Source organism: Sphingomonas sp. P4_G3, assembly GCF_056401105.1.
This window is the reverse complement of the sequence record NZ_JBFUJZ010000006.1, coordinates 148,261-170,899: the sequence shown is the minus strand read 5'-3', so window position 1 is coordinate 170,899 and position 22,639 is coordinate 148,261. Positions and strand designations below refer to the sequence as shown.

General features: G+C 65.4%; 17 protein-coding genes and 1 tRNA gene. 5 read left to right on the top strand and 13 right to left on the bottom strand.

Features of this window, described 5'->3' with window-relative positions:
* Positions 1-26 precede the first annotated feature (26 nt).
* The 7 genes from AC1DQQ_RS16110 to pnuC all read right to left on the bottom strand — a co-directional run bounded on the left by AC1DQQ_RS16110 (position 27) and on the right by pnuC (position 6,906).
* Positions 27-1,196: a glycosyltransferase gene (locus AC1DQQ_RS16110; protein WP_478045767.1), complete on the bottom strand. Its 1,170-nt coding sequence runs from the start codon at positions 1,194-1,196 to the stop codon at positions 27-29.
* Entirely contained in the window at positions 1,196-2,143 is a 948-nt protein-coding gene (locus AC1DQQ_RS16105) for a hypothetical protein (RefSeq protein WP_478045766.1), read from the bottom strand. The genes AC1DQQ_RS16110 and AC1DQQ_RS16105 overlap by 1 nt, the downstream gene beginning before the upstream one ends.
* Before the next feature lie 46 nt (positions 2,144-2,189).
* Positions 2,190-2,948 (bottom strand): DUF2334 domain-containing protein, encoded by a 759-nt coding sequence (locus AC1DQQ_RS16100; RefSeq protein ID WP_478042859.1) that lies wholly within the window; start codon positions 2,946-2,948, stop codon positions 2,190-2,192.
* Between the two features lie 110 nt (positions 2,949-3,058).
* Positions 3,059-3,739, bottom strand: a complete 681-nt coding sequence (locus AC1DQQ_RS16095) for a spermidine synthase (protein WP_478042858.1) — start codon at positions 3,737-3,739, stop codon at positions 3,059-3,061.
* 145 nt (positions 3,740-3,884) lie between these two features.
* A complete protein-coding gene (gene lepA / locus AC1DQQ_RS16090) occupies positions 3,885-5,696 on the bottom strand; it encodes a translation elongation factor 4 (RefSeq protein WP_066807655.1) in 1,812 nt (603 codons plus the stop codon).
* A 74-nt stretch (positions 5,697-5,770) separates the two neighbouring features.
* Positions 5,771-6,304, bottom strand: coding sequence for an AAA family ATPase (locus AC1DQQ_RS16085; RefSeq protein WP_478032235.1), 534 nt, complete (start codon positions 6,302-6,304; stop codon positions 5,771-5,773).
* Positions 6,301-6,906: a nicotinamide riboside transporter PnuC gene (pnuC, locus tag AC1DQQ_RS16080; protein ID WP_478042857.1), complete on the bottom strand. Its 606-nt coding sequence runs from the start codon at positions 6,904-6,906 to the stop codon at positions 6,301-6,303. The genes AC1DQQ_RS16085 and pnuC overlap by 4 nt, the downstream gene beginning before the upstream one ends.
* A gap of 248 nt (positions 6,907-7,154) precedes the next feature.
* Between pnuC and AC1DQQ_RS16075 the strand changes: the two genes are divergently transcribed.
* The 3 genes from AC1DQQ_RS16075 (at position 7,155) to AC1DQQ_RS16065 (ending at position 9,669) form a co-directional block, all read left to right on the top strand.
* Positions 7,155-7,901: a CsgG/HfaB family protein gene (locus tag AC1DQQ_RS16075; RefSeq protein WP_478042856.1), complete on the top strand. Its 747-nt coding sequence runs from the start codon at positions 7,155-7,157 to the stop codon at positions 7,899-7,901.
* A gap of 256 nt (positions 7,902-8,157) precedes the next feature.
* Positions 8,158-9,456 carry an FAD-dependent oxidoreductase gene (locus AC1DQQ_RS16070; RefSeq protein WP_478042855.1) on the top strand — a complete coding sequence of 433 codons (1,299 nt, stop codon included), beginning with the start codon at positions 8,158-8,160 and terminating at the stop codon, positions 9,454-9,456.
* Between the two features lie 136 nt (positions 9,457-9,592).
* Positions 9,593-9,669 (top strand) — tRNA-Pro (locus AC1DQQ_RS16065).
* A gap of 163 nt (positions 9,670-9,832) precedes the next feature.
* Here the strand turns inward: AC1DQQ_RS16065 and AC1DQQ_RS16060 are convergent.
* The 6 genes from AC1DQQ_RS16060 to AC1DQQ_RS16035 are packed head-to-tail and all read right to left on the bottom strand — an operon-like array spanning position 9,833 to position 19,562.
* Complete coding sequence (locus AC1DQQ_RS16060) at positions 9,833-12,334, bottom strand: ABC transporter permease (RefSeq protein WP_478032230.1); 2,502 nt, start codon at positions 12,332-12,334, stop codon at positions 9,833-9,835.
* A gap of 10 nt (positions 12,335-12,344) precedes the next feature.
* The gene (locus AC1DQQ_RS16055; protein WP_478042854.1) at positions 12,345-14,852 is read right to left on the bottom strand and encodes an ABC transporter permease; all 2,508 of its coding nucleotides are present in this window, start codon (positions 14,850-14,852) and stop codon (positions 12,345-12,347) included.
* 10 nt (positions 14,853-14,862) lie between these two features.
* Positions 14,863-17,298: an FtsX-like permease family protein gene (locus AC1DQQ_RS16050; RefSeq protein ID WP_478045764.1), complete on the bottom strand. Its 2,436-nt coding sequence runs from the start codon at positions 17,296-17,298 to the stop codon at positions 14,863-14,865.
* 31 nt (positions 17,299-17,329) lie between these two features.
* Positions 17,330-18,010 (bottom strand): ABC transporter ATP-binding protein, encoded by a 681-nt coding sequence (locus AC1DQQ_RS16045; RefSeq protein ID WP_478042853.1) that lies wholly within the window; start codon positions 18,008-18,010, stop codon positions 17,330-17,332.
* A gap of 5 nt (positions 18,011-18,015) precedes the next feature.
* A complete protein-coding gene (locus AC1DQQ_RS16040; protein ID WP_478042852.1) occupies positions 18,016-19,341 on the bottom strand; it encodes an efflux RND transporter periplasmic adaptor subunit in 1,326 nt (441 codons plus the stop codon).
* Entirely contained in the window at positions 19,338-19,562 is a 225-nt protein-coding gene (locus tag AC1DQQ_RS16035; RefSeq protein WP_478032224.1) for a hypothetical protein, read from the bottom strand. Before AC1DQQ_RS16035 ends, AC1DQQ_RS16040 begins: the two co-directional genes overlap by 4 nt.
* Positions 19,563-19,946: 384 nt before the next feature.
* Here AC1DQQ_RS16035 and AC1DQQ_RS16030 point away from each other — a divergent pair, with 384 nt between their 5' ends.
* Positions 19,947-21,326 (top strand): sigma-54-dependent transcriptional regulator, encoded by a 1,380-nt coding sequence (locus AC1DQQ_RS16030; RefSeq protein WP_478032223.1) that lies wholly within the window; start codon positions 19,947-19,949, stop codon positions 21,324-21,326.
* Positions 21,316-22,632 carry a sensor histidine kinase gene (locus AC1DQQ_RS16025; RefSeq protein ID WP_478045762.1) on the top strand — a complete coding sequence of 439 codons (1,317 nt, stop codon included), beginning with the start codon at positions 21,316-21,318 and terminating at the stop codon, positions 22,630-22,632. The genes AC1DQQ_RS16030 and AC1DQQ_RS16025 overlap by 11 nt, the downstream gene beginning before the upstream one ends.
* The last annotated feature ends 7 nt before the right edge of the window (positions 22,633-22,639 follow it).

Sequence of the window (22,639 nt, the reverse complement as noted above, 5' to 3'; positions counted from 1 at the left end):
GTTCGATCGGCGCGATCGGCCGCGCATCAGGCCGCCGCACGCGCGACCGATCGCTCGTAGACCGCAAACAGATCGCTGAAATGCGCGTCCATCAACCGCACTTGCGGTGCCAGCGCCGCGGCGCGCCGGCGCTCCCCCTGGAGATCGTCGCCAAGATAAGCCGTCAGCCGCTCGCCGAGATCTCGCGCATCGCATGCGGCATAGCGGATGCCGCATCCCGGGCGGTGATGGTCGGCGGCACCGCCGCGATCGGGCAGGATCAGCGGCAGGCCGCTCGCCGCGCCTTCGGCGGCGACCATGCAGAATGTCTCCGCCTCGCAGCCGTGGATCAGCGCGTCGGCGCTGGCCAGCATCCGCGCCAGCCGGTCGCGATCGGTGATCGCCGGGGCGACGATGATATGCGGCGACCCGCGCGTCGCGCGAATCACCCGCGCGCGATCGCGTCCCGCACCGAACAGGACCAGCCCGATAGCGTGGTGCGATCCGGCCGCCAGCACCGCCTCGCAGATCATCGGCCAGCGCTTCTCGGGCGCCATGCGGCCCAGTCCGACCAGCAACGTCGCCTCGGGCGTCAGGCCGCATTGTTCGAGCATCTCGCGGCGCAAATCCTCGTCGCGCAGATCGGGCGAGAAGACGTTCGGCTGTACGCCCATCGGGATGGTCTGGGCCTTGGTCACGCCGCCAGCGCGCAATCGCTGCGTCAAATCGTCGCTGGCGCTCACCACGAAGTCGAACTGGCGATCGAGCTTGCGCAAATGCCGCCAATACCATTCGAGCCGGCGGTCGATCGTCGAGATCGAGAACATCCCCTGCAGCCAGCGATAGGGATAGGCTGACAGGAAATCGCAATGCATGATCAGCGCGCGCGGGGCATCGCCGCGCCACTGTCCGACCATCGACGCGCTGGTCCAGGGCGAGGCGACCTCGACCAGATCGGGCCGCCATTGGTCGAGCGCAGCGTGCAGCCGGTCCTGATCGTCGAAATAATGATAATTGCGATCGAGCGGAAACGGCGCCGCAGCGATCGTCGCGATGATCGCACCGGGTGCTACTTCCTCGATCCGGTCCTCGTCGCCGGGCGCAAGAATGACGATTTCATGCCCCGCGCGCGGACCCGCCTGCAGCTTGCGCTCGACATAGGTCTTCACGCCGCCGCCGGCGGGGGTGTAGAAGGCGCAGACGTCGACGATGCGCATCAGCGAGCCTCGACGTGCAGGGCTTCGCGCGCTAGGTCGGCGACAGCGAGCGCGGCGCCGATCACGACCTGCCCAGCGAAGAGCACGCCCGCGACGAGGGCGACCGTATCTGCGACGTCAGGCACATCGTGCAGCATGCCGGCGGCGAGGCCGGCAAACACCAGATCCTTGTTGGGCAGAAACGGCAAGCGAGTGACGAACTGACGCGCCGCCGACAGCAGCAGCCACCAGCCCACAGACACGCCCGGCATGACCATTGCCCACAGCAATCCGAACATCAATGTCACCGCGATCGACCGCACCGTGTGGATCGCCGCGATTCGCCAGAATTGGGCGCGCGACAGCGCGAACAGGCGATGACGGAACAGCATCACCGCCATCGACGAGGCGACCAGGAGCACGCCCGACCACAGGACGTGCGGGTTCATGACGCCGAATTCGAGCGGCCCGGGTACGGCGATCGCCGCCAGCAGCAGGGCCAGGGTGACGATATTGCCGGCCAGCGCCGACAGCACCGCGACGTCGCGCACTGCCCCGAAGGGCGAGCCGGGGATCGACGCGTTGCGGCGTGCCCAGAGGTAGAATTGCAGCTCGCCCGAATAGCCGAACAGCAATTCGTTCGATGCCGACTTGCGGAGCAAGGCGGTGAGCCCGCCGACCAGCGGCAACGGCCACAGCCCGCGGAAGATGATATAATCGGCGATCGGCTGGATCGCGAGCAGCAGCGCCATGCCCACCCAGAAGCCGGCCGATACCGGCAGCAGCTGATCGAGCGCGATCAGGTCGGCTCGACCCAGAACGCGTGCAACGACGAAAATGATCGCGATCGAGAGGATCGGCCCCGTCCAACGAAGCCAGGGGGCAGCAGCGCGATCCCCCGCGCTTCGTGCCCAATCGGCAACCGTGGCGGCCTCCATTCCGCGTACGGCCCGTGACATATCGTTCATTCGATCGTACCTTACCCGTCCCTTTCCCGTGTTGGTCTCTGGCCGCTCACGCCCCCATGGCCGGCAGAAGTTCGCTGTACCGCGCAAAACGCGCCCCGCGCGACAAACTGGCAACCGTGCGCGCGATACTGTCGGTCAGTGCCGGTACGTTGGTGTCTCCAGGATGAACGGCGAGCCGCATCCATGGACGGCGCGGCAAAGCGGCGCGCGCCACAGCCGCGACGGCGAGCGACGAGGCGATCCGCCAGCGGCTGCGGCTGGCCCAGGTGATCACCGGTCCCTTGGCGACGACCTCACCGGTCGCGGGACGCCACACTTTCATATGATCCTCGGCCAGCGCGAAGCCTTCCTCGCCCAGCGCCTGCATCGCGCCCTCGCCATAGAGCCAGGCGGGGGCGATGAATCCGGTCGCCGGTCGGCCGATAATGTCCTCGATCAGCTTGCGCCCATCGGCCATCCGGCTGCGCGCGGTATCGTGATCGAGGCCCAGAAACTCCCCCTCGCCCGCGGTCATCCGCTTCGCCTTGAACTTGGCCAGCGCGCCGTCATGCTCGCTGCGGTCGAGGTGGAACCAGCCATGGACGAACATGTCGACCCCGGCGTCCGACCAGGCCCGCAGCCGCGAGGCGAAGGGCGTGCCCCCGCGGATCGGTGAATCGCCCCAGTGATCGGGCACGACCAGCATCGCATAACGCGGCGCCGGCATGTCGCGCGAGACGAGCTCGGCGAGCCGATCGACCTTCCCCTCGAACTTCGGGGAAACGTCGTGGATCGAAACTAGCAGGGAGGGTTCTGGGCGGGGCATAAGGGAATGGGCAACAGCGTCGCGTCGGGTTGCGCGCCGCTAGGCCCGTTTCGGGTGGACCGCAAGTGCAGGAATGTCGCAGCCTGTCGCCGCGATTTGCACGCGGAAAGCTAAGCGGCGCTGCGCGTCCCGAACCAGAGCACATGCCGCGGGCCCTTGCCGTTGCTGCGGGCGCGGGTCACGACCTCGTCCACAACGAACCCACATGAGCCGAACTTGCGGGCGAACCGCGGATCGGGCGCCGCCGACCAGATCGCCAGGATACCGCCCGGGCGCAGCGCGCGCCACGCCGCTTCGAGGCCGCGTTCCGAATAGAGCCGGCCGTTGCTCGGGCGGGTCAGCCCGTCGGGGCCATTGTCGACGTCGAGCAGAATGGCGTCATATTGGCCTTGCCCGGTGTCGATCAACGCCGCCACGTCGTCGCCGACGACGCGGACGCGCGGGTCGTCGAGGCAGCCGGCGGCGAGCTCGGCCATCGGTCCCCGCGCCCAGTCGATGATCTCTGGCACCAGTTCGGCCACCGTCAGCCTGGCATCGGCGCCGAGCGACCGCAGCGCGGCGCGCAAGGTGAAGCCCATGCCATAGCCGCCGATCAGCAGATGCGGCGCCTTGCGGGCACCGAGGCGTTCGCACGTCGCGGTCGCCAGCACTTCCTCCGATCCGCTCATCCGGCTGTTCATCAGCTCGTTGCGATCGAGCACGATCATGAAATCGGCGCCACGGCGGAACAGCCGCAGCTCGTCATTGGTGCCGGGGATGCGCGCGACATCGATTAGTTCGCGGGGGATCATATGGTGTTTTCCTCGTCACCCCGGCCTTGTGCCGGGGGCCAAGGTGCCGCGATGGAAGTCATTGAACCTCTTGCCTTTCGGCCTGCCGCCCGTTGGCCCCCGGCACAAGGCCAGGGTGACGGCTGGGACGGACGCGCGGTTAGCCTCAGCTCTCGTCACCCATCCTGAGCGCGGCGATGAAGGCTTCCTGCGGAATCTGCACGCTGCCATATTCGCGCATGCGCTTCTTGCCTTCCTTCTGCTTGTCCAGCAGCTTGCGCTTGCGACTTATATCACCGCCATAACATTTGGCCGTAACGTCCTTGCGCATAGCGGCAATCGTCTCGCGCGCGATCACCTTGCCGCCGATCGCCGCCTGGATCGGGATCTTGAACAGATGGCGCGGGATCAGGTCCTTGAGGCGCTCGCACATGCCGCGCCCGCGGCTTTCGGCGGTGCCGCGATGGACGATCATGCTGAGCGCATCGACCGGCTCGTTATTGACCAGGATCGACATCTTGACGAGGTCGCCCTCGCGATAGCCGATCTGATGATAGTCGAAGCTGGCATAGCCCCGGCTGATCGACTTCAGGCGATCGTAAAAGTCGAACACCACTTCGTTGAGCGGCAATTCGTAGGTCACCTGCGCGCGGCCGCCGACATAGGTCAGGTTCTTCTGGATGCCGCGCCGGTCCTGGCAGAGCTTGAGGATCGAGCCGAGATATTCGTCGGGGCAATAGATCGTCGCCTCGATCCACGGCTCGCTGATCAGCGCGATCTTGTTGGGATCGGGCATGTCCGCCGGGTTGTGCAGCTCGATATGGCCCTGCCCGTGGGTCAGCTCGATCTGATAGACGACCGACGGTGCGGTGGTGATCAGGTCGAGATCGTATTCGCGGGTCAGCCGTTCCTGGATGATCTCCAGATGCAGCAAGCCGAGGAAGCCGCAGCGGAAGCCGAAGCCGAGCGCGGCCGAGGTTTCCATCTCGAACGAGAAGCTGGCGTCGTTGAGGCGCAACCTCGAAATGCTCTCACGAAGCTTTTCGAAGTCATTGGCATCGACAGGAAAAAGGCCGCAGAACACGACCGGCTGGACTTCCTTGAAGCCCGGCAGCGGCGCGGTCGCAGGACGCTTGGTATCGGTCAGGGTGTCGCCGACCCGCGCTTGCGCCACGTCCTTGATCTGCGCGGTGATGAAGCCGATCTCGCCGGTGCCGAGCTCGGTCAATTGTTCGATCTTGGGCCGGAAACAGCCGACACGGTCGACCAGATGCTGGGTGCCGGCCTGCATGAAGGTAACTTGCTGGCCCTTCTTGAGCACGCCGTCGATCACGCGGACCAGAATGACGACGCCAAGATACGAATCGTACCAGCTGTCGACCAGCATCGCCTTGAGCGGCGCGGATGCGTCGCCCTTGGGATGCGGGATGCGCTGGACCACCGCCTCGAGCACTTCGGCGATGCCGATCCCCGATTTGGCCGAGGTCAGCACCGCGTTGGAGGCGTCGAGCCCGATCACTTCCTCGATTTCGGCCTTGACCTTTTCCGGCTCGGCCGCGGGCAGGTCGATCTTGTTGATCACCGGCACGATCTCATGGTCGTGCTCGATCGACTGATAGACGTTGGCGAGCGTCTGCGCCTCGACCCCTTGCGCCGCGTCGACCACCAGCAGCGCGCCCTCGCACGCCGCCAGGCTGCGCGAGACTTCGTAGGCGAAGTCGACATGGCCCGGCGTGTCCATCAGGTTGAGCGTATAGGTCTCGCCGTCCTGCGCCTTGTAGGACAGGCGCACGGTCTGTGCCTTGATGGTAATCCCGCGCTCGCGCTCGATGTCCATATTGTCGAGCACCTGCTCGGACATCTCGCGCTCGGACAGGCCGCCAGTTGCCTGGATCAGACGATCGGCAAGCGTCGACTTGCCATGGTCGATATGAGCGATGATCGAGAAATTGCGGATTTTGTCGAGCGGCGTGGACACGATGATCTTTGCAATGAAGAGGGATTTGCCGCGCCGATAGCAGGCATGCGGCCAAACGCCAAAGGGCAAGGACCCTAAGCGCCTGAGAGTGACTTCTCGGTGCCGAGGATGGCGCGAAGCGCGGTCAGATAGCGCTGATCCCCCTCTCCACTCACCATCGTCCAGCGCACGCCGCGGCGTTCGAGCACTTCCATCGACAGTTCGTAGAAGCGTCGGCGCTTTTCCGGCGTGCCGAACATTCGCGTGCCGTCGTCCACCCAGGGAAGGTCGATGTCGAACAGCAGATAGAGATCGGCGAAGCCGTTCCACGAATCGAACCATTTGTCGTGGCGGCCGAACAGCATCTCGGCCCAGACCTCGGTCATCAGCGGGTCGGTGTCGAGGATGACCGGCGTCCGCCCGCTGGCGATCGCCTGGCGCGTCTGGGCGTCGTGCGCCTGGGCGATCGCGACGAGATCGGCCATCGTCCAATTGGTGCCGAACGCCTCGGTATAGGTGCGGCCATATTCGACCACGCAGGCCGAGCCGAAATGGCGCGCCAGTTCGGGCGCCATCGTGGACTTACCGGTGCTTTCTGGACCGTGGAGGCAGATCGAGCGGAGCTTCATGCCGCCGCCCTTTGCCGCGCGGCGTTCCAACCCGCCAGCCCCAACAGCGAAATAGCGAGCAGCACGACGTAAAGCGCGGTGGTAATCCACAGTCCCTTCGCCGCGTACAGCCCGATCGACAGGATGTTGGCGGCGATCCACAGCCACCAATTTTCCAGCTTGCGCACCGACATCAGGATCTGGGCGGCAACGCTGGTCATCGCCACCGAGGCATCCCACCACGGCAAAGCGGCGTCAGTGAAGCGGTGCATCAGCCAGCCCCAAGCGCCGACTGTCACCAGAATGCCTGCCAGCCAGCCCAGCCGCGCGTTCGCGGTCAGTCGTTCCACCACGACCTCGCCCGCGTTGATTTCTGACCGCCGCCATTGCCACAAGCCATAGAACTGAACGACCAGAAAGAAGAGCTGTAGCAATGTGTCACTGTAGAGCTTCGCATGGAAGAACACGACGGCATAGATAGCGACGCCGACGATCCCGAACGCAAAATTCCAGATACTTCGCAGCGCGACCAGCACGACATTGGCGAGGATCAGCAGCGCGGCGACGCCTTCGATTGGCGACATCTCGCTCAAAAATTCGCGGACGATATCGAGCGATGCCATCGCCCCCGACGATAGCGCCGCGCATGTCGGCGGCAAGGATTTCCGTGCGGCCGCCAGCCGGAACCGGGCAAACCAATGACGGAAAATGCCTATTTCGGATCATCACGCTCTGCTAGATATGGATCAGGATGCAGGGCGGGTCGCATCTCCCGCATCGCCATGGACGCGTCACGGCAACAGCTGGGCACGTGCGAACTGGGTCATCCGCGCCGGACCGCTCGAGGGCACTGGCGCTTGGGGAGGTTTAGATGCGTAAGTTGATGATAGCAGCCGTTGCTGCCGCGATGGCGTTTTCCGTTTCGCCGGCGTTCGCGGGGCCCGACAGATCGTCGGGCCGCAAGGATCAGGATCGCGGCATGCGCGAAATGCCGCATTGCGCGAGGCCGCTCGGCACGATCGCGATGGTCGAGCCCGAAAACCAATGGTGGCGGCAATATAGCCTGGGCAGCCCCGAGGCGATCATCAAGGTGTTCGTCCAGGAATCGCATTGCTTCACGTTGGTCAATCGCGGCCGCTCGATGCAGAGCCGGGCGATGGAGCGCGCGCTGGCCGATAATGGCGAACTGCAGCGCGGGTCGAACATGGGCAAGGGCCAGGTCCGCGCGGCCGATTTCCTGCTCGAACCCAATATCGTCACGACGAACGACAATTCCGGCGGCAGCAATGTCGGTGGTGCGATCGGCGGCGTCCTCAGCCGGTTCGGCGGTGGCGGCGCTCGGGCGATCGGTTCGCTCGCAGGCGGCATCAACATCAAGAAGGGTGAAGCCAACGTCACTTTGTCGGTGGTCGATTCGCGCACCACCGAAGAGCGCGTCGTCGAGGGCTATTACCGCAAGACCGATGTCGGCTTCAGCGCGTCGACCAGCGCGAGCTGGTGGGGCGGCTTCGCCGGGGCCGGCGGCGGCGGATATCAGAACACGCAGATCGGCCAGGTCATCGTGCTCGCCTATCTCGACGCCTACATCAAGATGGTCGACCAGCTCGGCGGCCGGTAACAACGACACGATAGGTCTACTAACCCCTCTCCCGCGTGCGGGAGAGGGAGGGGCCCGCCGCCGTCAGGCGGTGGGAGGGTGAGGGTCTTCTTTCCTCTTCGGTTCGGTCAAAGAAGAAGAAAGAAGACCCTCACCCAACCCTCTCCCGTAAACGGGAGAGGGCTAATGTAATTTAACGCTTCCCCGCACAATCCAGGCCGTTGCCGATGACGGATACACGCCCTAAGCATCCCCTCCTGACCTATCAGGAGGGGCCATGCGTCACGTTGCGATCATCGGATCGGGTCCCGCCGGCTATTACACCGCGGAAGCGTGCCAGAAGCAGTTCGGTGACCAGGTCCGGGTCGACATCATCGACCGCCTCCCCGTCCCCTATGGCCTGATCCGCACCGGCGTCGCGCCCGACCATCAATCGATCAAGGGCGTATCGCGCCGCTATGAAGCGACCGCGCTGTCGGACAATGTCCGCTTCGTCGGCAACGTGACCGTCGGTACCGACGTCACCATCGCCGAACTGGTCGGCCTCTACGACGCCGTCGTCCTCGCGACCGGCGCGCCCGCCGACCGGCCGCTCGGCATTCCCGGCGACGATTTGCCCGGCGTGACCGGATCGGCGGCGTTCGTCGGCTGGTATAACGGCCATCCCGATTTCGCCGACCTCGCCCCCGTGCTGAGTGGGCCAGGCGTGGTGATCGTCGGCGCGGGCAATGTCGCGCTCGATGTCGCGCGCGTGCTCGCCAAGACCGGTGCCGAGTTTGCCGGCTCCGACATTGTCGGCCACGCGCTCGACTCGCTCGCGACGGCTTCGCACGAAAGGATCACCATCCTGGCGCGGCGCGGCGCGCACCAGATCGCGATGACCCCCAAGGAGCTTGGCGAGCTCGGCCATCTCGAACGCGCGGTACCCCATGTCGACCCGGCCGATTTGCCGCCCGAGGCCGAAGACGCCGCGCTCGAGCCGGGGCTGCGCAAGTCGGTGACGCATTTGCGCAATTTCGCGACGCTCGACGTGGCCAAGCCGATCACCATCGAGTTCGACTTTTACGCGATGCCGGTCGCGATCGAAGGCGACGGCAAGGTCGAGCGCGTCATCGTCGAACGCACCGTGATCGACCGGGAGGGTCGCGCCAATGGCACCGGCGAAACCTATGTCATTCCCGCTGCTTTGGTGGTGAGCTGCATCGGCTATCGTACCCCGCCGATCGACGGCGTACCCTATGACGCCAAGCTCGGCCGCTTCGCCAATGACGAGGGCCGGATCGCGCCCGGCCTCTACGCGGTCGGCTGGGCGCGGCGCGGGCCGACCGGGACGATCGGCACCAACCGCCCCGACGGCTTCATGATCGCCGAGCAGATCGCCGCCGACTCGCCTGACGATTACGGCAAGGAAGGCCGCGCCGGGCTCGACCTGTTGCTGCGCGACCGCAATGTCGACGTCGTGACGTTTCGCGATTGGCAGAAGATCGAGGCAGCCGAGATCGCCGCGGCGCGCGACGGTTCGCCTCGCGAGAAGTTTACCAGCATCGACGCTATGCTGGCGGCGCGGGGGATATAACCATTTCTCATCATCCCAGCCTTGCGCCGGCATGACGACAGGGGCTGCCGCACCGCGATGCGAGGCTTGCGCGACTCCTCTGCCATGGTTATAGGCGCCCCCTCGCACGGCCGGGCTTGCCCGGAGATGCGCCGGTCGGGGAATAGCTCAGCCTGGTAGAGCACTGCCTTCGGGAGGCAGGGGCCGGAGGTTCGAATCCTCTTTCCCCGACCAATTTTCCCGAAAAAGCGAACGTCCGGGGGACGTTCGCCGGGAAAATTCCCGAGCGATAGCGAGGGCGGATAGCCCGCCGCTCCTCAACATCCTGATGCCAGCATAAGAAAACGCCGGGACGTCTCCGCCCCGGCGCCGCAGTTTTCAGGCCCTCCCCTGAACCCTATTCGTAGCGCAACGCCTTGATCGGGCTCGCTTGCGCGACCCGGACAGCGTGGCCGGCGATCGTCCCCGCCGCGATGATCACTGCCAGCAAGCCTGCCTCGACGAACGGCAGCGGCGTCAGCGTCACTCGCGTGTCGAAGCCGTTGAGCCAGCCGCGCATCAGCCACCACGCAACCGGCCACGCCACCAGGTTGGCAATCAGCACCGGCCGGCTAAATTGCCACACGAGCAGCCGGACGATGTCGCGGGTGCGTGCACCGAGCACCTTGCGGATGCCGATCTCCTTGGTGCGCCGTTCGGCGGTGAATGCCGCCAGCCCGAACAGGCCCAGACAGCCGATCACCACTGCCAGGATCGCGAACATCCCGAACAATTGCGCGCTCTTCTCGTCGATATTGTAGAGATCGTGGACGATATCCTCGACGTACCTGGCGCTGAGCGGCACGTTGGGCACCGACCGTTTCCAGACCCGCTCGACCGTCGCCCGCGCGGCCTGCGGATCGCCGGTGAAGCGTACCATCATCTGATTGAACGCGCCGCCGGTGACATAATAATAGAGGATCGGCTGAACAGGATCGCGCGCCGATCGGTAACGCACGTCGGAGACCACCCCGACGATCGTCGCCATCACCAGGCCTGCCTCATTGCTGACCATCGGCGCCTGGATCTGTTTCCCCAGCGCCGCCGCGGGCGAGGCGAAGCCCAGCCGTCCGACCGCCGATTCCGACAGGATGATATTGGTGCCGCGCGCGACGAGCGCGCGTTCGGCATTGAGGTCGGGCGGGTTGGGTGTGGTCGAATCGTCCAGCGCGATCGCCTCGGAGAAATTGCGGCCGGCGATCACCCGCATGCCCAGCGTGTCGAAGGCATGCGTGTCGACGCCGTAAATGCCCAGCGTCACCGGCTTGCCGCCGGGCAGATTGACGTCAGTGGTGGAATTGTTGCCCGACGCAATGCCCAGAGACACGCGCGCGGCATCGACGATCCCGGGCTGCTTGCGCAATTCCTGAAGCAAGGTCGGCGCCACGGCTTCGACTTGCGCGCGCTGGATGCCGTTGAGCTGAAGCAGCCCCTGGCGCTTGTAGCCGGCATCGACATTCCGCGCATATTGCGTCTGCGCATAGATCACCGAGGTGCAGATGATCAGCCCGATCGAGACCGCGAACTGGGCGATCACGAGCAGGCTGCGCAGCCGCCCGCTACCTTCGGCATCGGCGGCCGACTTGTTGGCCTTGAGGATCCGCGCGGGCTCGAAGCGCGAGAGATAGAAAGCGGGGTAGAGTCCGCCCGCCAACCCGACCAACAGGGTCAGCGCGATCACCGGCAGCAAAAGGCCCGACATGCCAAAATAGCGGAAAGTCATATCGGCATCGAGGAACGCGTTGAGCGGCCGGATAGCGAGTTCGGCCAGTGCCAGCGCGATCAGCATGGCGATCGCCGACACCAGCATCGATTCTCCGACGAACTGGACGATCAATTGTTGGCGGCTGGCGCCCAGCACCTTGCGCAACGCCACCTCGCGAGCGCGCTGCGAGGCACGCGCGGTCGCCAGGTTGGTGAAGTTCATGCACGCCATGGCCAGGATCAGCAGCGCGACCACCCCGAAGGTCAGCACCGATTGGCGATTACCGTTGGGCCGCCCCTGCCCATTGCCTTTGCTAAGGTGGAGATCGCGCACATTGATCAGGTGGAAATTCTCGAATTGGCCCTGATTGGTCACCGGATTGCTGCCGACGTCGTCGGGGATGTTGCGCTTTTCCCAGGCCGGGAACTGCGCCTCGATCGCCTTGGGGTCGGTGCCGGGTTTCAGGCGGACATAGATTTCGCCGTTCGACCAGCTCCAGAAATTCACCACACCCGGTGTCTTGCGGAAATAATCGGTCGGATCGATCCGGACGACAGCGGTCATGTCGAAATGGCTGTTCTTGGGCAGGTCCTTGAACACGCCCGTCACGCGATAATCGGCGGTCATGTCGCCGCTGGCGACGGTGATCGTCTTGCCCAGCGGGTCGCTGTCGCCGAACCGCGCCTGAGCCTCGCTCTCGCTCAGCACGATCGAATGCGGATCGTCGAGCGCGGTCGCGGCGCTGCCCCGGACGAACGGCGCGCGGACGATGTCGAACAGCGGGCCGTCGGTGATGAGCGACTTCTTGGCGGCGGTCGGCGTGCCGTCCTGCAGGAACGTGACGTTTTGCGACGACGCCCACACCACGCGCTCGACCTGCGGAAAATCCTTCTTGAGCGCGCCGCCGGCGACATAGGCAGTGGTCAGCGACAAGCCCGGCTGCTGCCCTTGCGGCGAGGGCAGATATTCGGTCGCCAGCTCATAAGTGTTCTCGGCTTCGGGCAGCCAATTATCATAGCTGAATTCGTAGCGGACATAGGTCAGGATCAGCAGGCATGCCGCCAGCCCGATCGCCAGTCCGACGATGTTGATGACGGCATAAACACGGCTCTTGAGCAGAGCGCGGATGCCGACGGTCAGGTAATTACGCCACATCGGGGCTCTCCTATTCGTACCGCAAAGCGTTGATCGGGTTGGTCCGCGCGACGCGGATCGCGTGACCGGCGACGGTCGCCAGCGCGATGCCGAGCGTGAGCGCGCCGGCGACGGCAAACGGCGTCGGGCCGAGCGCGATCCGCGTGTCGAAGCCGTTGAGCCAGTCGCGCATCAGCCACCAGGCGACCGGCCAGGCGATCAGATTGGCGATCAGCACCGGCCGACTGAACTGCCAGACCAGCAGTCGCACGATGTCGAGGGTGCGCGCGCCCAGGACCTTGCGGATGCCGATCTCCTTGGTGCGCCGCGCCGCGGTGAACACGGCGAGCCCGAACAAGCCCAGGCAGCCGATCACCACCGCGAGGATCGCGAAAGCGGCGAACAACTGGCCGCGCGCCGCCTCTCGTTCATATTGCTGGCGCACCAGGTCGTCGGCGAAGCTTGCCTTGAACGGCACGTCGGGAATCTGACGGCGCCACACCTGCTCGACCGCATCGCGCATCACCGCCGGCGCCACACCGGCATAGCGAACCGCGATCTGGCTGAACCCGTTGCGCTGCATGACATAAACGATCGGCTGCAACGGCTCGCGCAGCGACCGGAAACGGGCATCGGACACCACGCCGACGATCGTGCACGGCACCTGGCCGAATTCGGGCAGCGTGAGCTTTCCCGACATCTGCTTGCCAATGGCGGCTTTGATGTCGGCGAAGCCCAGGCGATGCGCGGCACTTTCGCTGACGACGACGTTGAGCCCACGAGCGACGAGCGCCCGTTCGGCGTCCGGGTTGACCGGATGCGGTGTCGTTGCATCGTCACGGCCGTAGTTCAGCGAGAAGTCGCGACCCGCCAGGATCCGCATCCCCATCGCCTGGAAAAAGCCCTCCTGCACGCCATAGGTGCCGAGCTCGATCGCGCTCGAGCTGCCAGCCAGGAAGTAGGAGGTGATCGAATTGTTGCCCGGCGCGACCGCGATCTGCGTTCCCGCCGCGGCACGCACGCCCGGCAGCTTGCGGATCTGTGCCACCAGCGACCAGGCCTGGTCGTCCGTCACGCCGCGGAAGGACAGATTCTCGACCTGGAGCAGGCCGTCGCGGCGATAGCCGGCATCGATCGTGCGGGCGTAGACCGTCTGGGCGTAGATCACGCTGGTGCACACGATCAACGCGATCGACACCGCGAATTGCCCGATCACCAGCACGTTGCGCAGCCGGCCCGACCCCTGCGAGTCCGCGGCCGACTTGTTGGCCTTGAGGATCTTCGCCGGCTCGAACCGCGACAGATAAACCGCCGGATAAAGTCCGCCGACCACCCCGACCAGCAGCACCAGCGCGATGCCCGGCAGCAGGACGCCACCCAGCCCGAAATAATGCAACTGGATGTCGGCATCGAGGAAGCGGTTGAAGAACGGCAGGATCAGCTCGACCGCGGTGAAGGCGACCAGCAGCGAGATCAGCGAGACCAATACCGATTCGCCGACGAACTGGACGATCAGCTGGCGCGGGCTGGCGCCGAGCACCTTGCGCAGCGCCACTTCGCGGGCGCGCTGCGACGCGCGGGCGGTGGCCAGGTTGACGAAGTTGACGCAGGCCATGCCGAGCACGAGCATCGCGATGATGGCGAAGGTCGTCACCGTGGCATTGTCGTTGCCCGGCGTCATCGCGCCATTCTGCGCCTTGCCAAGGTGGATATCGCGCAGGTTGACGAGCTTGTAATCCTGCCCGTCGCCAGGATTGTAGCGCTGGCCGTTGGTCACCGTGTCGGGAATGTTGCGCTTTTTCCACGCCGGGATCTGCGCCCTGATCGCGTCGATATCGGCGCCTGGCCGCAGCTTGAAATAGTGCCAGCCTTCCTGGTCGTCCCAATTGGTCAGTACCTGGGTCCGGTCGGCGAACTGAACGTCCATGTCGAACCGGGCGACCATCGCCGCGCTGAAGCTGCTGTTCTTGGGGATGTCCTTGAATATGCCGGTGACGCGGTAATCGACATTGCCCGCATTATCGACGACGGTCAGCGTCTTGCCGATCGGATCGGCATTGCCGAACCGCCGTTTCGCCTCGCTTTCGCTCAGCACCATCGAATGCGTGTCGTTGAGCGCGTTATGCGCATCGCCTTTCACGAACGGCACCTGGACGATGTCGAAGATGTTGCCGTCGACCATCCTGATCAGGCCCTGCGACGGTTCGCCGTCCTGGATCACGATCGGCGCAAAGCCGCGAACGAACACGACTTTCTCGATCTGCGGGAAATCCTTGGCCAAGGCACGACCCGCGGCGAGCGAGCTCATCTGCAGGTACATCTCCTCCCCGCCTTGCGGCGTGGGGTGATAATAGGTCTGCAGTTGGTACGCCTGATCGGTGCCCTTCAGCCAACCGTCATAGCTCTCTTCGTAACGGACGTAGAGCAGGATCAGCACGCACGCCGCCAGCCCGATCGCGAGGCCGAGGACGTTGATCGCCGCATAGACGCGGCTCTTGAGCAGCGAGCGGATGCCGACAATGAGGTAGTTGCGCCACATATGGCTTCTCCTATTCGTAGCGCAAAGCGTGGATCGGGTTGCGACGCGCAACGCGCACCGCCTGGCCAGCGACGGTCGCGACCGCGATGACAAAAGCGAGGCCACCGGCAATGAGAAACGGTGTCGGGGTGAGCGCGATGCGCGCGTCAAACCCGTTGAGCCAATCGCGCATCACCCACCACGCGGCCGGCCAGGCGATCAGATTGGCAATCAGCACGGGCCGGCTGAACTGCGCGACGAGCATGCGGACGATATCGCGGCTGCGCGCGCCCAGGACCTTGCGGATCCCGATCTCCTTGGTGCGGCGCTCGGTGGCGAACGCGGCCAAAGCGTAGAGGCCGAGACAGGCGATCACGATCGCCAACAGCGAGAAGCTCGCGAACAACGCGGTGCGGGCACGCTCTGCGGCATAAAGGTCGCGGACGACGTCGTCGGTGAAGCGTGCCTCGAACGGGATTTCGGGCTCGAAATGTCGCCAGATCTTGGCGAGCGCAGCCATCACCTCGCCGGGCCGCGCGGCGGCATAGCGGACCAGTACCTGATTGGTGAGGCCAGGGTGATAGGCGTAGACGATCGGGTGGACCGTATCGCGCGCGGTGCCGAACCGCGTGTCCTCGACCACGCCGGCGATCGTCGCGGGCACCCTGGCTGCTCCATCGAACCAGACGTCGATGACTTGGCCGATCGCGGCTTGCGGCGCTTGGTATCCAAGCTTGCTCGCCGCCGCACGGTTGATCGCCACGTTGATCCCGCGGGTGGCGAGTTGGGCCGATGTCTCCTCCGCGATGCGATCGGCGGCCTGGCGATCGCCGAGCATTCGCCCGGCGAGCAGCTTTACATCCATGGTCTGCAGAAAATCGCCATCCACGTTGTAGACCGTCAGCGAGGCATATTGCGACGCACCAGGCGTGCGGGCGAGCCACACCATTTTCTGGGTCGCGTCGCCGGGGACGAATCCGGTCCGCCCCACCTTGGTCACCCCCGGGATCGCGAGCATCGCCCGTCGCGCGGCGTCATATTCGCTGCCCTGGGTGTAGCGCCAGGCGTTGGCGATCTGGATCAACCCATCGCGGCGAAAGCCGGGATCGACCTGTTCGACGAAGCGGGTCTGCGACCAGATCACCGCAGTACTGGTCACCAGGCCGATGGCGATGGCGAACTGGACGATGACGAGCGCCATACGCAGCCGTCCACTGCCGGCGGTTTCGGTCGAACCACGATTGCCGTTAAGCACGGGCGCCGGTTTGAACCTGCTCAGATAGAGTGCCGGATATAGTCCGCCGGCTAGGCCGGTAATCGCGAACAATGCCAGTACCGGAAGCAGCATGCCGTCCTTGCCCAGATAGCGGAGCTGCATATCGGCCCCCATCGCCTGTGCGACAGACGGCATCGCGAGCTCAGCGATCGCCATCGCGATCAGCACCGCCACCGCAGCAATCAGTACGTTCTCGGCCATGAATTGGGCGATCAGTTCGCGCCGCCGCGCGCCGAGCACCTTGCGCAACGCCACTTCGCGCGTCCGCTGGAGCGCGCGCGCGGTCGTCAGATTGACGAAGTTCATCACCGCCATGCCGAGCGTCAGCAGCGCGACGACGGCGAAAGTGACCAGCGCGCGCGGATCACCCGCCGGCGTAAGCGCTGCTTCCTGTGCCATGCCAAGATGGACGCCGGTGACCGGCTCCAATCGCAGGTCGAACACGTCGGCCATCGGCACGACGCGCTTCTCCCAGCCCGGGAGTGCCGCGTTCACCATCGCCGCGTCGGCACCGGCGCGCAGCTTGACGTAATGTATCTGGTCGAAATTGCCCCAACCGCGCCGCTCGACGGGCATGTTGGCGGCGTCGCCGCGATACATGATGCCGATACGCAGGCTGGTGTTGCGCGGAAGGTCGCGCAGCACACCGCTTATCTTATAGTCGCGCTTGCCAGAGCCCGCGCCGAGCGTGAAGCGCCTGCCCAGCACGTCGGCGGTGCCGAATTGACGGGTCGCCTCCCTCTCGGTCAGCACGATCGAATTGGTGTCGGGCAAGGCAATCGCCGCCGACCCGTAAGCGAACGGCAGATCGAAGACTTTGAAGAAATTGCCGTCGACCGTCGTCGCGTCGATGAACACCGGCTGCCCATCGCGTTCGGTCACGGTCTTGCCCGCCGAAAGCGAAGTGACCGCTTCGACTTGCGGGAATCCGGCGGCAAGCTGTTCCCCGACCGGGAACGCGCTCGCCTGCGTCCGCACATCGGGCTGGCCGGGTGGGTGGATCGTCGTTTGGACCTGAAACAAGCGGCCGCTGTCCTTCAGCCAGCCGTCATAGCTCCGCTCGTACCGAATATAGCCGAGGATCAGCACGCAGCCGGCGAGCGCCAGCGCCAGCCCGCCGATATTGATCGCGGCATAGACGCGATTGCGCATCAGGATGCGGATCGCGATCAGCAGATAATGGCCGAGCATCGGTGCCAATCCTCTACCGCCCCGTTGCCGTTCAGGCCGCGCGGCGCCGTTCCTGGAGGATGCGGCCGTCGAGCATGTTGACCACGCGGCTGGCATAATCGGCGTGCGAGGGCGAGTGCGTGACCATGACGATGGTCGAGCCCTGCGCATTCAGCGTCTGGAGCATCTTCATCACTTCCTCGCCGTGATTGGTGTCGAGGTTGCCGGTCGGTTCGTCGGCCAGGATCAATTTGGGCTCGGCGACGAGCGCGCGGGCGACCGCGACGCGCTGTTGCTGACCGCCCGACAATTGGCTGGGGAAATGCCGCGCGCGGTGCGCGATGCCGACGCGGTCCATCACTTCCTCGGTGCGGCGGCGGCGCTCGGCAGCAGGCACTGAGTGATAGAGAAGCGCCAGTTCGACATTCTCGCGCACCGACAATTCGTCGACCAGATTGAAGCTCTGGAAGATGAAGCCGATCGACGCCTTGCGGACTTCCGCCAGCTTGGATTCGGACAGGCCGGCGACTTCCTTGCCGTCGAACACGTAGCTGCCGCTGGTCGGGCTATCGAGCATGCCCATCAGGTTGAGCAGGGTCGACTTGCCGCAGCCCGACGGCCCCATGATCGCGACGAACTCGCCGGGCATGATGTCGAGGTCGATCGCGTCGAGCGCGGTGGTCTCAACGGTGTCGGTGCGGTAGGTCCGCGACAGCGCGCGCATATGCAGCATGGTATTCACTCCTTCGCGTTCGAAAGGTCGAGCCGATCCTTGTCGGCGAAACCGGTATAGGGGCTGGTGATCACGCGCTCGCCGGCATCGAGCCCGTCGAGCACTTCGATATAATCGGGATTGCGGCGGCCGAGCCGGACTTGCCGCTTCACGGCGCTGTTGCCGTCGGGGGCGACGACGAAGACATAGGCGCCGCCGCTCTCATTATAGAAGGCACCATTGGGGATCAGCTTGGCCGGCGCGGGATCGCCGAGCGTCAGCTTTGCTTGCAGCGTCTGGCCGCGCTGCACGCCTTGCGGCTCGTCGCCGAGGAATTGCAGATCGACCTGGAACTGGCCGTTCTGGACCTGCGGATAGATTTTCATCACTCGCGCGCGGAAGGTCTTGCCGTTCCAGTCGACGCTCGCCGACTGATTGACCTGGACGCGCCCGAGATAGAATTCGTCGACGCCGGCCTGGAGCTTGTTCTTGCCCGGTGAGTCGATCTGGCCGATCCGCTCGCCACGCTGGAGCGACTGGCCGATCTGGATCGAGAAGCCCGACAATTTGCCGGTCACCGGTGCTTTGAGGTTGAGCGCATCGAGATTGGTGCGGGCGATGCCCAGACCCGCCGACATCGACTTCATCGATGCCTTTTGCTGGTCGAGCTGGCCCGACTGCAGCCGTTCGTCGCTTGACTGGCTGCGCTGGAGCACCGCGAGGCGGCGCTGCTGATATTGGTAATTGTCGGCCGTGTCGTTGAACTGCTTGCCCGACACATAGCCCTTCGCCGCCAGCGGTGCCTCGCGCTCATATTGGCGGCGCGCCGTGGTCAGCGCGAGTTGGGCATCGAGGATCGCGCGCTCGTTGGCCAGGCGGGTCTGCGACAGCGCCAGCTCCTGGCTGCGCATGTTGTTGATCTGCTGCTCGACCTCGGTCTGGCGCGCGAGCGTCGAGAGCTGAAGTTCGGCATTGGACAGCATCGCGATCGGCTGGCCGGCGACGACATCGGTGCCGTCCTCGACCAGGACCTTGTCGACCCGGCCGCCCTCAATCGAGTCGATATAGACGGTGAGCAGTGGCGTCACCTTGGCGCGCAGCGGAATGAAGTCCTCGAAGCGACCGGTCTGCACGGTCGAGATCGTCAGCCGGTTCTTGGTCACCGTCTGCGACCCCGCGCCGGGCATGAACCACCAGAACAGCAAGGCGAGCACCAACACAGCGCCGGCGCCGATCGCGATCTTGACGTTGCGCGACAGGCCGCGGCGCTCGACCACCTTGTCCATCTGGCTGCCGCTGACCGCCCGGTCAGGGGTGGCGGACGCCGCCGCCTTCAACGACGCGATATTCACGAACGCTCGCTCCCGATTTGCAGCAGGAATAAAGAGTGTCCGTTTCCGGACACGGGTGTCCGGAAACGGACAGTGTCGCTCTGGAGCGAGAAGGCGATCCGGACCGAGGAAATCTGGATCGCGCCGCTCCAGTGCGACGCCGGCTGAAAGAACAGCACCCAGCTCACGCCGAGTAACACGAGCACCGTGAGGAGTTTGCGGTTGGCTGCCGTGTCTTTCATCGGTTCTGTCCACTTGATTAGGTTGCCAGTACCTCAGCAGGATGCGTGCCAATTGGGTTTGGGTGGTGCCGGCCAAGCCTTCTTTCCCGTCGTCACTCCGGCCTTGCGCCGGGGTCCGCCGCGCCTCCGGGTATGACCGCCGTTGGGCATACCAGCCTCTCCCCGTCATGCCGGGCTAGTCCCGGCATCCACCGTGCCCTGCACCCCTCACCTTGGGATACGCGGCACGGTGGACCCCGGCACAAGGCCGGGGTGACGCTCTTGGGAATCGGGCCACGATTTCCTTTCCCGTTGGCCGCAGGGGATATCCGAACGCTCCCCCAAAACCCTCTGGCACGGAAATTGATTGTCCGTATTCGGACAGTGGCTGTACGGAAGCGGGCAATGGCGGCACCGGAATTCGATCTCTGCATCATCGTCGACGACGACGAGGATATCCTGGTGGCGGCGCGGCTCGCGCTACGCGGGCTGTTTCGCGAGTTGATCACCGTGTCGTCGCCCGAGCGCGCGATCGCCGCCACTGCCGGGCGCCAGCCCGACGTCATCCTGCTCGACGCCAATTTCGCGCGCGGCGCGACCGATGCGCGCGAGGGGCTCGCATTGCTCGATCGGCTGCTGACCAACGATCCCGAGGCGATCGTGGTAATGATCACCGCGCATGCCGGGGTGAATGTCGCGGTCGAGGCGATGAAGCGCGGCGCGACCGATTTCGTGTCGAAGCCCTGGGAGAATGAGCGGCTGGTCCAGACGGTGCGCACCGCCGCCGCGCTGCGCCAATCGCGCGCCGCCGCCGATGCGCCGACGCCGACGCCGGCATCATCGAGCGCGGCGCGCGGGCCGTCGCCGCTGATCGGCAGTGCCCCCTCGATGGCGCGCGTCCATTCGCTGATCGCGCGCGCGGCGCCGACCGAAGCGAACGTCCTGGTGCTCGGCGAAAACGGTACCGGCAAGGAATTGGTCGCGCGTGCGCTGCACCAGCAATCGCACCGCGCCGATCGCGAGATGGTGACCGTAGACCTCGGCGCGATCGCGACCGAGCTGATCGACTCCGAATTGTTCGGCCATATCAAAGGCGCGTTCACCGACGCGCGCACCGATCGCGTCGGCCGCATCCAGGCGGCCGATGGCGGCACCTTGTTCCTCGACGAGATCGGCAATCTGCCGCTCCATCTGCAGCCCAAATTGCTGACCGTGCTCGAACAGCGCAAGGTCACCCCGGTCGGGGCGAACCAGCCGATCCCGGTCGATATCCGGGTGATCGCGGCGACCAATATGACCCCGGCGATGCTACGCGACGAGCGCCAGTTCCGTCAGGACCTGCTGTTCCGGCTCAATACGGTGGAAATCGACCTGCCGCCGCTGCGCGACCGCCGCGAGGACGTGCCGGCGCTGATCGATCATTACCTCACTCTCTACGCCGAGCGGTACAAGCGACCGCGCCCCGAATTGTCGCCACAGGCGCTAGGAGCGCTGGTGGCGCATGACTGGCCCGGCAATGTCCGCGCGTTGCGTCACGCGGTCGAGCGCGCGGTGATCCTGGCCGGCGATGGTCCGCTGGAGACCGACGCCTTCGCCCTCGCCCCAACGGCGATGCCACGGGTCACCGCCGAGCCGGTAATGTCGGACCTCAATCTCGACCGCGTCGAGCGGCGGCTGGTCGAGGAAGCGTTGAAGAAGCACGGCTATAACATCTCGTCCGCCGCGCATGAGCTCGGCCTGTCGCGGGCCGCGCTGTACCGCCGAATGGAGAAGCATGGGCTTTGACCGCCGCTTCGCGCTGATCCTGGTCGGCTGGCTGGTCGCCTGCCTGCTAGCGCTGATCGCGCTGACGGTGGCGATCGCGACCCCGGGTCTGGCCGCGGTCAGGATCGTCGCCGGCCTGCTGGTGCTCGGCATGGTGGGCGGCCTGCTCCACCATATCGACCGCACCAATCGCACCGTCGCACGCTTTGTCGAAGCCTTGCGCTACGGCGATTTCTCGACCCGGTTCGACGGCCGCGGCGGCGCCGGGTTCGACACCTTGGGCGGCGCACTCGACGCGGCGATGCGCGGGCTGCAAGCGCAACGCGACCGAACGGTCGAGGAGTTGCGCTTCCTCGAAGCGCTGACCGACGATGTTCCGGTGGCGCTGCTCACGGTCGATGCCGATCACGGCGTGACCTTGGTCAACAAGGCGGCGCGACGCCTGTTCGCCGCGCACCAGGGTACCCGGCCGGAGGATTTCACCGTTTATGGCGAAACCTTCGCGTCGCGCCTGGCCGATGGCGCCGCGCCCGCGGCCGAATTGCTGTTGCTGCGATCGGCGACCGGACCGCAGCGCGCGATCGTGCGCAATGCCTCGCTCGAGCGGCTGGGGTTGACGACGCGCGCGATCACGGTCGAACCGGTCCAGGGCACGCTCGACGCGATCGAAATGGCGGCGCAGACCGACCTGGTCCGCGTCCTGACGCACGAAATCCTCAATTCGCTGACGCCGGTGACCTCGCTGGCGTCGAGCACGGCAGAGGTGCTGGCCGAGCAGGAGCCCGATCTCGATCTCGCGCGCACCGCCGCCGGAACGCTCGCGCGCCGCGCCGAGGGGCTGGAATATTTCATCCGATCCTACCGCGCGGTCGCGCATGTTCCCGACCCACGCCGCCAGCGGTTCAAGGCGGCATCGTTCGTCCGCGACCTCGAACGCCTGTTCGCCGCTGAATGGCCCGACATCGCGCTCAAGACCGAGGTGACGCCCGATCTCGAACTCGATGCCGATCCCGATCTGCTCGCCCAGGCGCTGATCAACCTGTTGCGCAACGCCGCCCAGGCGACGCGCGAGCGCGACGAGCATCTGCTGGTCGAACTGCGGTTGCTCGGCGACCGCACAGGGACGCGCATCCTGGTGGCGGATCGTGGTCCGGGCGTGCCGGAGGCCATGCGCAACGAGATCTTCCTGCCGTTCTTCACGACGAGGGCCAAGGGCACCGGCGTCGGCCTCAATCTGGTACGCCAGATCGTCATCGCGCATGGCTGGACGATCGAGGTCGGCGAGGGCTCCGAAGGCGGTGCGGAGTTCAGGGTTTTCGTTCGGTGATAGGCGC